The 12,666-nt window shown below is 71.2% G+C and carries 8 protein-coding genes; 3 read left to right on the top strand and 5 right to left on the bottom strand.

Going from position 1 to position 12,666, the window contains the following annotated elements:
• Nucleotides 1–317: 317 nt before the first annotated feature.
• Nucleotides 318–3,161, top strand: coding sequence for a glycosyl hydrolase family 95 catalytic domain-containing protein (locus tag AC13HU_RS18250; RefSeq protein WP_483042951.1), 2,844 nt, complete (start codon nt 318–320; stop codon nt 3,159–3,161).
• 90 nt (nt 3,162–3,251) lie between these two features.
• Here AC13HU_RS18250 and AC13HU_RS18245 read toward each other — a convergent pair whose 3' ends face one another.
• Nucleotides 3,252–4,367, bottom strand: a complete 1,116-nt coding sequence (locus AC13HU_RS18245; RefSeq protein ID WP_483042950.1) for a hypothetical protein — start codon at nt 4,365–4,367, stop codon at nt 3,252–3,254.
• 226 nt (nt 4,368–4,593) lie between these two features.
• Between AC13HU_RS18245 and AC13HU_RS18240 the strand changes: the two genes are divergently transcribed.
• Together AC13HU_RS18240 and AC13HU_RS18235 are read left to right on the top strand one after the other, a co-directional pair.
• Entirely contained in the window at nt 4,594–5,193 is a 600-nt protein-coding gene (locus AC13HU_RS18240; RefSeq protein WP_483042949.1) for a helix-turn-helix domain-containing protein, read from the top strand.
• Between the two features lie 504 nt (nt 5,194–5,697).
• Nucleotides 5,698–6,462, top strand: coding sequence for a GNAT family N-acetyltransferase (locus AC13HU_RS18235; protein WP_483042948.1), 765 nt, complete (start codon nt 5,698–5,700; stop codon nt 6,460–6,462).
• Nucleotides 6,463–6,587: 125 nt separating this feature from the next.
• Here the strand turns inward: AC13HU_RS18235 and AC13HU_RS18230 are convergent, their stop codons facing one another.
• The 4 genes from AC13HU_RS18230 to AC13HU_RS18215 all read right to left on the bottom strand — a co-directional run bounded on the left by AC13HU_RS18230 (nt 6,588) and on the right by AC13HU_RS18215 (nt 12,262).
• Entirely contained in the window at nt 6,588–9,038 is a 2,451-nt protein-coding gene (locus AC13HU_RS18230; RefSeq protein ID WP_483042952.1) for a beta-xylosidase/alpha-l-arabinosidase, read from the bottom strand.
• 146 nt (nt 9,039–9,184) lie between these two features.
• Nucleotides 9,185–10,003, bottom strand: a complete 819-nt coding sequence (locus tag AC13HU_RS18225) for a carbohydrate ABC transporter permease (protein ID WP_483042947.1) — start codon at nt 10,001–10,003, stop codon at nt 9,185–9,187.
• Nucleotides 10,003–10,947, bottom strand: coding sequence for a carbohydrate ABC transporter permease (locus AC13HU_RS18220; protein ID WP_483042946.1), 945 nt, complete (start codon nt 10,945–10,947; stop codon nt 10,003–10,005). The genes AC13HU_RS18225 and AC13HU_RS18220 overlap by 1 nt, the downstream gene beginning before the upstream one ends.
• Nucleotides 10,948–10,963: 16 nt before the next feature.
• Nucleotides 10,964–12,262, bottom strand: a complete 1,299-nt coding sequence (locus tag AC13HU_RS18215) for an ABC transporter substrate-binding protein (RefSeq protein WP_483042945.1) — start codon at nt 12,260–12,262, stop codon at nt 10,964–10,966.
• Nucleotides 12,263–12,666 lie beyond the last annotated feature (404 nt).

Below are 12,666 nucleotides of genomic sequence, written 5' to 3'. Positions count from 1 at the left end.
TAACGTTTTCTCGGGTCGCGAGCCGCCCCCGGAAGACGCCTTCGGGTGCGCCGGCGCGCCGTACGTCGGCCGCCGGTGCGCCCCCCGACATCTCCCCACCTCCCTGTTCGCGCACCGTCGTTCCCTCCGCCGCACCGCCCCGACACGCCGTGTTCGCACGGCGGGGCGCGGTACGGGCGCGGTGCGGGCGCGGGCTTCACGCCCGTACCGCGCCCCGCCGCCTGACAACGCTGTCAGACGTACGGGGGCGGCGACCGAGGGGCGGGCACGGGAGGCCGGCGAGAAGACGAAGAGAGGCAGCAGCCCGGATGAGGCTCATGTTGCTCGCAAGGCGAGCCGGAAGCGCGGCCACCGCCGCGGTCGTGATGGGCGCCATGGTGACCACGGTGCTGTCCCGGCCCGCGGTCGCCGACCCGATCACCGCGAACCAGGGCGTGGCCACGGTCGCGCAGTACCAGGGCGTGTGGAACGCGCCGCCGAGCCACCTCACCGGCGGCGACACCACCGACGCGCCGCTGATGGGCAACGGCGACGTCGGCGTCGCGGTCGGCGGCGGCATCGACAACCAGACGTTCTACGTGGGCAAGAACGACTTCTGGTCCGCCACCAGCCACGCCATCGAGCCGCTCGGCCGGATCGTGGTCTCGGCGGGCGGACTGGCCGGGGCGTCGTACCACGTGGTGCAGGACATCCAGCATGCCGAGGTGCGCGGCACCTACACCCTGGGCGGGCAGACGCTCGCCACGCAGAGCTGGGTGGACGCCGACACCAACATGTTCGTCACGTCGTTCACCCTGACCGGCGGCAGCGCGCAGAGCATCGGCATCACCCTGCAGAACGGCGCCGGCGGCACCCCCACCGTCTCCACCAGCGGCCACGACCTGGACGCCGACGTGGTCGCCGACACCGGCGGCAGCGGCGACCCGCGCGCCCGGATGGCGGCGCGCACCATCGGGCAGAGCCAGTCGATCTCCGGCGGCAAACTCACCCTGACCATGCAGCCGAACACCACCTCGACGCTGGTGGCCGCGATCGAGAGCAGCAACGACGCCGCGAACTACCAGTCCGCGGCCGACGCGTTGGTCGACAACCTCACCCAGGGCAACGTCGACGACCACAACGCCTTGCACCGCAACTGGTGGAATTCCTACTGGTCGCAGTCCTTCGTGCAGATCGGCGACAAGGACGTGGAGAAGAGCTGGTACGGCTCGCTCTACCTGCTCGGCAGCGTGTCGCGGGGCGGGAAGTACGCGCCCGGCCTGTGGGGCAACTGGATCACCGGCAGCATGAACTGGAACGGCGACTACCACACCAACTACAACTACCAGGCGCCGTTCTACGCCGCCCTGACGACCAATCACATCGCGCAGATGGACGCCTACGACCAGCCGGTGCTCGACTGGACGAGCCGCGGCCGGCAACTCGCCCAGCAGAACGGCTTCCAGGGCGTGCTGTACCCGGTCGGCCTGTCGCCCAACGGCACCAGCGCCGACACCAACCTGTACAACCAGAAGTCCGACGCGGTCAACGTCGCCAGCGACATGCTGATGCGCTACGAGCAGACCCGCGACACGGCGTACGCCGCGAAGGTCTATCCGTTCCTGAAGCAGGTCGGCCTGTTCTGGCAGAACTACCTGACCAAGGACTCCTCCGGCACGTACACGATCACCAACGACGCGCCGCAGGAGGGCGACGCCTATCCGCAGACCAACAACATCCTGTCGCTCGGCCTGGTCCACCTGCTGATGCAGGGCCTGGCCGACATGAGCGCCGCGCTCGGCCAGGACGCCGGCACCCGCGCCACCTGGCAGGACATCGACGCGCACCTCGCGCCGCTGCCGACCATGACGCAGAACGGCCAGACCGTCTTCCGGGAGACCTCCACCGGCGCGGGCTGGGTCAACGACGGCAACGACATCGACATCCAGGCCGTCTACCCGAGCGGCCAGGTCGGCCTGGACAGCCCCGCCGACCTCGTGCAGACCGCGCGCAACACCGTCGACCAGCTCACCGCGGCCTGGCACGGCGGCAACGCGCCCGCCACCTTCTACGCCGCCGCCGCACGGGTCGGCTACGACCCCGCCACGATCCTCGCCAACCTGCACACCGAGGCGACCGGCAACGCCTACCCCAACCTCGCCGTCCACCACAGCGGCGGTGGCATCGAGAACATCAACGTCACCACCTCCGGCCTGGACGAGATGCTGCTCCAGTCCTTCCAGCACGACGTGAAGGTGTTCGCGGACTGGCCGGCGAACTCCAACGCGAAGTTCGGCGACCTGATGGCCGACGGCGGCTTCCTGATCTCCAGCAGCATGGCGGACAACTCCGTGCAGTACGTCCGCGCGGTCAGCCAGAAGGGCGGCAACCTGGTCGTCACCAACCCCTGGCCCGGCAGCGCGGTCCAGGTCTACCGCGGCAGCTCCCACGCGGGCACCGTGTCCGGCACGAAGATCACGCTGAGCACGTCGGCGGGCGAGACGATCACCCTGGCCAGGCCCGGCACCTCCTACGCCACCGTGCAGACCGAACTCACCCAGCCGCTCCAGGCCGGCGGCGGCACCACCAGCACCAGCTTCTCCACCGGGTTCGAGTCCGGCCAGCCGCAACCCACCTGGACCGACTCCGTCGACACCGCCGGCGGCAACGTCGTGGACGTCACCGGCATCAACTCCGACTCCACCGGCCCGCAGACGGGCGTGCGCACCGGGGAGACGTCCCGGACCGGCACCGCCGCGCTGATGTACGCCGGCAGCGCCTCCGGCAGCAGCCCGCACGCCTACCTCAAGGTCTACGACCTCGGCGCCGCACCCCTGGACATCGGCACCGCCAAGACCCTCGGGTACTGGATCTACCCGCAGTCGCACGCCACCACCCCCTGGGTGCCGGCCGGTTCGACGGAGAGCGAGTGCGTCGCCGTCGACCTGGTCTTCACCGACGGCAGCACGCTGCGCGACTCCGGCGCCGTCGACCAGAACGGCAACCAGATCCATCCCGCCCACCAGTGCGGCCACTTGACGCCCGACACCTGGAACCACGTCACCGTCGCGCTGGCCGCGAAGAACTCCGGCAAGCACATCACCCGCGTCCTCGTCGGCTACGACCACCCCGGCGGCTCGGGCGGCTACCGCGGCTACATCGACGACCTGTCCGTCAACTGACGTCGGTGGCGGTTGCGCTGGGCGGCGCAAACGCCGGCAAAAGCCCGTGGTCGGCCACGGCCGACCACGGGCGGAGGGAAACGAACAAGTTCAGGAAAATGCCGTGGTCCAGCGGCGCAGCCGACCGGGGCGATCGAGGCCAACGGTGTCCGTAACCCACGTGCCGTCGCCGTCGCTGCCGACGAGGTTGCCCAGGCTGATGTCCTCGTCGTCTCCGAGGTCGGGGCAGACGAGGCGCGCCACCGGCTCCAGTGTGGTGGCGTCGACGAGCACTTCATGCGACTCCGTGAACCGGGCGCCGAAGACCGCTACGAGCCCCGGTGTGACGAAGTGGGCCTCGTCGATCTCCTCTTCCTCGTCCTCGTCCTCATCCTCCATGAGTGGGAAGGGCGCGAAGTCGGGCGCTGTGATCTCGCCGCCGAAGTTGTCGGCCACGTTGCCTACGACGGGCGCACAGTAGGCGCCGTCGATGACGCCCACCCACCGGGCGCCGTCGGGGGAGAACCCCAGCGGACGCCAGGCGCCGGTTGCCAGAATCGTCTCGGAGTGGTCGTCGCAGTGCACCCAACACCCGTCGTCGTTGTTGTTGCCGAACCCGACAATGCTGCCGCTCGGATGCACCAGGGGATCATTGGTGAACCAGCCCCGGTAGGCCGACGCGACGGTTGCGGTGGGCCGCCAGTCACCAGTGCTGACGACATGCCGCACCGCGGCGGCCGGATCGCCGTCGGTGCCGGCCGGCGTGGGGTCCGTGGGGCGGGCGTAGGCCCACAGCGCGCCGCCGTCAGGCCGGAACACCGCCGCGGCCAGCGCCTCATCGCCGTCTTCGTCGCGGAAAGCAGGGTGTTCGTTGCGCCAGGCGACCCGCCCCGCGGGGTCCACGACAATCGTGCGGTCGAACCCGGCGAACACCGCCCACCGCGCGTCCGGGCTCACGTCGACGCGGTAGCGGCGGGGCCACGGTGCATCGTCCCGTCTCGGCCACTGCAACTCGTCCGGCACCGTGAACCGCTCCACCACCTGCAAGCCGCGGTCGACCACGAAGACCTCGCCATCCACGCCGGGCGCGATCCAGCCGCCGCCGCTCCAACGGCTGACCGGATCGAGCACCGGCACGGCTGTCTCGGCCACCAACTCGGCCCGTGCACGGGGCAGTTCACTGTCGTTGATCATCGCATGAGCGTAACGGAGCCACCGGATCGGCACGGGCCGATGCCGCCCTACGCGACGCGACCTCACCATGGCCGAACACCAAAAACGTGAAGGGTCGAAGAACGAACCGAAGGACCGTTCCTGATGCCGTGGCCGGCAGCCCGCACCGACCGCCCCGCCGTCCGGTCCATGGTGGGGGACCTACGTGACAAGGAGTGGAGAGCCGGGACCGCGCGGCGGAACTTGACAAGGATTGTTGCCGCAAGGGCACATACGGGATATGGCCGAACTGCACGAAGTCCTCGCCGGAGTGGGTCCGCGGCTGCGCAGCCTGCGACATGCCCGCGCCTTCACCCTCGCCCAGCTCGCCGAGACGACCGGCATCTCGCTGAGCACTCTGTCCCGGCTGGAGTCGGGGCGGCGCAAACCCACCCTCGAACTGCTGCTGCCCTTGGCGAAGGCGTACGGCGTCCCGCTGGACGAGCTCGTCGGCGCGCCCGCCACCGGCGACCCGCGCATCCACCCGCGGCCCTTCACCCGCCACGGCCAGACCTTCGTGCCGCTCACCCACTACCTCGGCGGCCTGCACGCCTACAAGCAGATCATGCCGGTCCGGCCGGGCGGGCCCGACGCGGACGGCCCCCTGGAGCAGCGCACCCACGAGGGCTACGAGTGGCTCTACGTGCTCTCCGGCCGGTTGCGGCTCGCGCTCGGCGACCGCGACGTGATCCTCACCGCGGGCGAGGCGGCCGAGTTCGACACCCGCACGCCGCACGGCTTCGCCAACGCCGGTGACCACCCCGTGGAGTTCCTCGCCCTGTTCGGGCCGCAGGGCGAACGTGTCCATCTCAGGGCCCGCTCCGTCCCCGACCCGAGCTGAGCTGAGCTGGCCGGGGCTGATCTGGGCCGGCCGGGGCCGACGAGGGAGCCTCGGACGCGAAGTCGGGTCCCTGGGCGCGCGAGACCCGCGGGAGTGCGGCGGAGCGGACCGGGGCGTGCGCGTTGGCGGGGGTAATTGCGTTGCGCTGTTCCGAACCGTCGTGGCAGAGTTGGGGTCGCCCGAGGCCGTGGTGGTCCCGGGTCCTCACACACGGTTGGGAATGAAGTCCATGGTGCCGGCGTCCCGTAACGGCCGCCGTACACGCTGAGCGGTCCGCTTCTGCTCCAAGTCGAGAGCGGCAGCCCGTTCGTGCCGCGCGCTTCGCGTGCGGCGGTCATTCGCCGCGGTGTTTTCCGCACCGCCGGTCGTTCTCGCGCGCGGGGACGACCCGCCCGGCGCATCGCCGGGGCAGGCAGCAGCACACGCTTCCCGTCAGTGCCGCCGGACGTTGTGGCGGCGCGGGAGAGCGCTCCACCGTGTCTATTTTCGTGAGGTCACATCATCGTGGGCACCAATGTCCAGAATTTCGCCGTCGCCAACCTTCGCCGCCGTCCGGAGGTCGTGGAGAGCGGCGGCTTCGTGGCGGGCTTCGACCCCGCCACCGCCAGCCCGTATGTCAACTACGCGACCCCGCTGCCCGGTGCCGAGCCGACCGCGGCGGACATAGCCGGTCTTGTCGCCGAGTTCCGGGCCCGCGGGCTCAAGCCGCGGCTGGAGTTCGCCCCCGACAGCGCGCCCGTGGTCGAACCCGCCCTGCGCGCCGCCGGGTTCGGCACGGAGGAAGTGCACGAGTACCTGGTCTGCGAGCCGGGGGCGCTGATCATGCCGCCGTCCACCGGCAGTCTGCCCGGGCTTCTCGTGGCGGCCCCGGCCACCGAGGAGGAGTACGCGGCGGTCGACGCGGCCCTGTCCGAGGCGTTCGAGGGGGAGTTCGCGCCTTCCGCGGAGGGTGCCGCCCGGCTGCGGCGTGCCCAGGAGACGGGGGGAGCGGTGCGGTTCGTGAGCACCCCCGACGGCGGATGCGCGGGCGGCGGCTCCTGCTCCCCGCCCGCCGTCGGCACCTCGGAACTGACCGGCGTCGGCACCCGGCCCGCCTTCCGCCGCCGCGGCGTCGGCGCGGCCGTCACCGCCGCGCTCACCGCGGCGATGTTCCAACAGGGCGCCGAATCGGTCTGGTTGGAGTACTCCGGGGACGGCTCCCGCCGGGTCTACGAGCGGCTCGGCTACGTCGCCGAAGGCACGCGGCTCTACATGGCGCTGGAGGCGTAAGGAGGGACGTCGGGGTAGGGGGCGGACAGCGCCGGTCCGGCTCACCCGGAAGAAGGTGGGCCTGACCGGCAGCGGCGATCGGCGCCCCCGCCCGTGAGGCGCAGGGGCCGGTGGCGGGGTGCCGGCTAGGGCCGGTGGACCGTGATACCCGGGTGCATCCTGCGGGTGTGGTCCACCACGCGGGGCGGCCCGGTCAGGGTGCAGACGACGGTGAGCCGCAGGTCCGTACTGGAGGCGCCCAGGCGCAGTTCGAGTGCGCCGGGCTCCACCACGCGGCGACCGTCGCGGCCGGTGAAGGCGGCCAGGTCGGCGGGTACGGCGAGTTCCACGCGCGCGCGGGCGCCCGGTGCGAGGTGCAGCCGCCGGTAGCCGACCAGTCGCTGCTGCGGCTGGACGACGGAGGCGACCGGGTCGTGCAGGTAGACCTGGACCACCTCGGTGCCCTCGCGCCGCCCGGTGTTGCGGACGGTGAAGGAGCAGCGCACCTCCCCGTCGGTGCCGGCCTGGAACTCCGTGACGCGCAGGTCCGTCCACTGGAAGGTGGTGTACGTCAGGCCGTGGCCGAAGGCGTACGCCGGGGTCGGGTCGACGCTGGAGACCTCGCTGGCCCGGCCCAGCCGCGCGGCCAGGTACGTGGTCGGCTGGCTGCCCGGCCGGCTCGGCACGCTCACCGGCAGCCGCCCCGACGGTTCGACCTGACCGGCGAGCACGGCCGCGACGGCCGCGGTGCCCTCCTCGCCGGGGAAGAACGCCTGCACGACGGCCGCCGCCTCGTCCACCGCGCGGCCGAGCGCGTACGGCCGCCCGGCGAGCAGCGTGAGGACCACCGGCCGGCCGGTGTCCAGGACCGCGTCGAGGAGTTGCTGCTGCACACCCGGCAGCGCCAGCGACTCCGCGTCGCAGCCCTCACCGCTGGTGCCCCGGCCGAAGAGCCCGGCCCGGTCGCCGAGCGCGAGTACCACCACGTCGGCCTCGGCCGCGGCGTGCACCGCTTCGGCGAAACCGCCGGTGTCCGGGGTGTCCACGCCGCAGCCGACCGCCGAGACGATCCGGCTGTCGGGGAACTGTGCTTCCAACGCTTCGCGCAGCGAGGGCAGTTCGATGCCGGCCGGCACCTGCGGGTGCTGGACCCCGACGTGCATGGGGAACGCGTAGCAGCCGAGCACCGCGGTGGGTGTGTCGGCGTTGGGGCCGATGACCGCGATGATGCCCGGCCGGTCCAGCGGCAGGGTGCCGTCGTTGCGCAGCAGCACCACGCTCTCCTCGGCGACCCGGCGGGCGATGGCCCGGTTGGCGGCCGAGTCCAGGTCGACGCTGCCGCGCAGCGCCTCCAGGTACAGCGCGCCCGCGGCCGACGCGGACGCGTCCGAGCCGCCGACGCCGCTGCCGGCCGCCGTACCCGTACCCGCACCCGAGTCCGCACCTGTTTCCGTCTCCGCGCTGTCCTGCGCCGCTGCCCTCCCCGGGGCGGTCACCCCGTTGACCCGTCCGGCCAGTACCTGCGGCACCGGGTCCCATCCGGCGTCCAGCAGCCCGAGTTGGGCCTTCTGCACCAGCACCCGGCGCACCGCCCGGTCCAGCAGCGCTTCGGGCACCCGTCCGGTGCCGACCGCCTTGAGCAGCGGCTCGCCGTACGCCTTGACGGTGGGCAGTTCGACGTCGACGCCCGCCGCGAGCGCCGCGCCCGCCGCCTCCCCGAGGGTGCCGGCCACGCCGTGCAGCGTCTGGAGGAAGGCGACGCCGAAGTAGTCGGCGACGACGGTCCCGGTGAAGCCCCAGGTGTCGCGGAGCAGCCCGGTCAGCAACTGCTCGTCGGCCGCCGACGGGATGCCGTCGGTGTCGGTGTAGGCGTGCATCACCGACCGGACACCGCTCTCGCGTACCGCCATCTCGAACGGCGGCAGGATCACGTCGGCGCGCTCCCGGCCGCCCATGCCGACCGGCGCGAGGTTGCGGCCGGCGCGGGAGGCGGAGTAGCCCGCGAAGTGCTTGAGGGTGGCGACGACCCCGGCCGACTCCAGCCCGCGCACGTAGGCGGTGCTGATCGTGCCGACCAGGTACGGGTCCTCGCCGATGGTCTCCTCGACCCGGCCCCAGCGCGCGTCGCGCACCACGTCCAGCACCGGCGCGAGCCCCTGGTGGACGCCGACCGCCCGCATGTCGTGGCCGATCCGCTCGGCCATGGTGCGCACCAGCGCGGGGTCGAAGGTCGCGCCCCAGGCCAGCGGCACCGGGTAGGCGGTGGCGCCCCAGGCGGCGAAGCCCGCCAGGCACTCCTCGTGGGCGAGCGCGGGGATGCCGAAGCGGCCCGCGGCCATGATCCGGCGCTGGGTGCGCAGCAGCGACAGCGCGCCGAGCGCCGGATCGACCGGGGCGGTGCCGAACGGCCGGGTCAACTGGCCCAGGCCCTGCGGCAGTAGCGCGTCGAGGGTGACCGGCACCTCCATCTCGTGCTGGTGGGGGGCGACTTCGCCGCCTTCGGCGGAGGCACCCACCCAGATGCCGTACAACTGGGCGGCCTTCTCCGGCAGGGTCATCTCGGCGATCAGGGCGTCGGCCCTGGCCTCGGGCGGCAGGGAGGTGTCCTGCCAGCGGGCGGCTGGCGGCGGCGTGTGTCCCGGGGCGGTCCGCTCGGGCCCGGTCCGCTCGGGCACGTTGCGTTCAGGCACGGTCTGCTCGGGCACGTTGTGTTGGGGCACGCTCTGTTCGGGCACGGTGTCGGTCACTTTCCTCCGACGCCCATGAGCCCCTGCACCAGGGCACGGCGGGCGAACAGGTAGACGATGAGGATCGGCAGCATCGACAGCACCACCGCGGCCAGCAGGCCGGGGATGTCCACGCCGTGCTCGGTCTGGAAGTCGTACAGACCCAGGGTGATCACCTTGGAGGAGTCGGACTGGGTCAGCACCAGCGGGAAGAGGAAGCCGTTCCACGCCTGGAGCGCGGAGAAGACCACGATCGTGGACAGCCCGCCCTTGGACAGCGGCAGCACCAGCTGGACGAACACCCGCCACTGCGGGGCCCCGTCCATCGCCATCGCCTCGTACAGGTCGGGGGTGATGTCGCGCATCACCCCGGTCAGCACCAGCGCGCTCACCGGCAGGCAGAACGCCGCGGTCGGCAGGATCACGCCGGCGAGGTTGTCGTAGAGCCCGGCGCGGTTGATGACGTAGAACATCGGCACGATCACCGCCTGCGCGGGCACCGCGAGACCGAGCAGGAACAGCCGGAAGACCCCGGTGGTGATCCGGCCCCGGCCGCGCACGATCGCGTACGACAGCGGCGGCACCAGCAGCACCACGATGGCCACCACCGCGATGGTCACCAGCAGGGTGTGGAGGAAGTACCGGCCGAAGCCGTTCGAGAAGTCCTGCGTGTAGTTGTGCAGCGTGAAGTGCCCGGGGAACGACAGGGGGCCGTGCGACGCGTAGTCGCTGCGGCTGCGCAGGGTCGCGGCGAGCATGACGTACAGCGGCAGGCCGACCAGGAACAGCCAGACCAGCGAGCCGAGTCCGGCCAGGAAGTTGGGGCGCCTTCTCATCACAGGCCCTCCGAGCTGCTGCGCATCTTGTCGTAGCCGGAGACCCGCACCACGATCAGCGAGGTGACGGTCGCGACCAGCACCAGGACCAGCGCGATCGCCGCGCCGCCGCCGAAGTCGAAGCTCTTGAAGGCCCGTTGGTACATGTAGTAGGCGCTGATCGTGGTGTCGGTGCCGGGGCCGCCCTGGGTGAGGATCAGCACGGTGTCGAACGTGGTCAGGCCGCCGACGACCATCAGGATCATCGAGGTGATCATGGTGTTGCGCAGTTGCGGCAGCGTGATGTGGAAGAACTGCCGTACGGTGCCCGCGCCGTCGATCGCCGCGGCCTGATAGAGGACCTGCGGTATCGCGCGGGTCGCGCCCTGGTAGATCAGGGTGTGGAAGGGCGTGTACTGCCAGGCGCCGACGAAGACCAGCACGCCGATCGCGCCGGACCGCATGCCCAGCAGGTTGCCGTTGCCGAACAGCCAGTGGGCCTGCGCGGGCACTCCGAAGTTCGGGTCGAGCAGCGCCCGCCACAGCACGGACACCGCGGTCGCCGACAGCAGCAGCGGCACGAAGAACACCGCCGACAGCACCGCGCGGTTGCGCTGCTTGCCGGCTGCCCAGACCCCGAGCAGGATGCTCAGCGGGGTCTGCACGGTGACGCCGAGGACGGTGATCAGCACGCTCAGCCACAGGCTCTGGATCATGGTGTGGTCGTGCAGCAGCGCGCGCCAGTTGTCCAGGCCGGCGAACTCGGGTGCGCCGAGGCCGTCCCAGCTGGTGAAGGAGAGCACCGCCACCAGCACCAGCGGCAGGATGGCGAACAGGGCGAAGAACAAGGTGGCGGGGATCGCCCAGGCGAGGCCCGGGCGGGTCACCGCTGAGGCGGACCGGCGGGCGGGCCGGCTGGCCCGCCCGCGGCGCGCGGCGGACGGCGCGGTCGAGGTGGTGGTCATGGCGTGGGTCCCTCGGTCAGGACGCCGACAGGCCCTGCATGGCCTTGATGAAGCCGTCGGCGTTGATCTTGCCGTCGAAGAACTCCTGGACGGCGGTGTGGATGGCCGTGGTCTGTGACGGCGGGTACGCCTGGTCCCACGAGAGCTGGAACGAAGGGGCCTGCTTGACCAGGTCGAACTGGTACTTCAGGTAAGCCGGGTTGGACGCGGTGTCCAGGAACTTCGGGGTGTTGGTGGTGGTCGGCAGGTTGCCGATGGCCAGGTGCGCCTTCACGAACTCGTCCGAGTACTGGAGCTTGAGGAACTGCGCGACGGCGTCCGGGTACTTGGTCTTCTTCAGCACCGAGTAGAAGTTGTTGGTGTTGCCGACCACGTCGTTCGGGTCGCCCTTGCCGGCCGGCACGCTCGGGAAGGGGCCGTAGCCGAGGTCGGTCTTGGTGAAGTCGGGGTTGGCGTCCTGCTGGGTGGAGTACTCCCACGAGCCCATCAGCTCGAAGCCGGCCTTGCCGGTGGCCAGCAGCGCGGGCGAGCCGCCGTCGCTGAACTTCACCGAGTCGTAGTTGCCGCCGAACGCGCCCGCGTCGACGAGCTGCTTGAGCATCGTCAGCGCCTTGCGGCTGTCGGGGCTGTCCCAGACGCTCGTGTCGCCGCCGAGCGCCTTCTCGAACAGGCCGGGGCCGGCTATGCGGTCGTACATGTACTCGAACCACATCTGCGTCGGCCACTGGTCGCCGCCGCCCAGCGCGATCGGCGTCTTGCCCTTGGCCTTGAGCACCTTGACGTCGCCGAGCAGGTCGTCCCAGGTCTTCGGTTCGGACAGGCCCGCGTCCGCCAGCACCTTCTTGTTGTTGAACAGCAGCACCGGCTGCGTGCCGCGCATCGGGACGCCGTACGGCTTGCCGTCGATGACCGCCGTGTTGAACACCGACGGGAGGAAGTTGGACTTCAGCCCCGGGTCCTTGGCGATGAAGCTGTCCAGCGGCATCAGCAACCCGGCCTTGACGAACGGCTGAATGCTGCCGGCGCCCCAGTTGTAGAAGATGTCGGGGGCCTGCTTGGTGGTGATGATCGTCTGGAGCTTCTGCTGGTAGTCCGCGCCGGGGATGGTGTCGAGCACCGCCTTGACCTTCGACGTCTTGTTGAAGGTGGCGACGAGCTGCTTCTCCACCTTGTTCGTCGCGTCGCCGTAGACCAGGACGTGGATGCGGCCGGAGCCGGACCCCGAACTGCTGCCGCCGCATGCCGCCAGGGACAGCCCGAGTGCGAGCACCACGCCACCGGCGGCGGCACGAGTGAACCGAGCGCTCTTCATCATGGAGTGCCTTTCGAATGTTTCGGCGGCGATGCCGAAATTTCTGCGCCGCCCAGACGCTAGAGCGCGGCGGGAAAGCCGGTCAACCCTCCGGCCTGCGGTTATCAAAGCGTTACGGTGTGCCCGTCGGCCCTTGACGCCACACAGGTATCGCGGGGTCTGCGGCGGGTGGACCGGGTGCGGCGGCGGGCGTCGAAAGCTGTAGCCGGCAGGTTCGATCGTTTCGGAATCGGGCGGCTGGGGCGGGCGGCGGCCGATTAGGGGAGCGCCGATGGGTACCCGAAGGACATGACTTCTGGAGACGACCAGAGAGACCATCAGCGGGGGCGGCGGGACCTACCGGAGTGGCCGGACCCGCACGACCCCCCTGACCCGCTCGCTCCCCGTGGCCCGTACGGCGCACCCGC

The sequence above is a fragment of the Streptomyces sp. NH27 genome, from assembly GCF_056859195.1.
The sequence above is the reverse complement of the archived record's forward strand: the minus strand, read 5'-3'. Positions and strand labels throughout refer to the sequence as shown.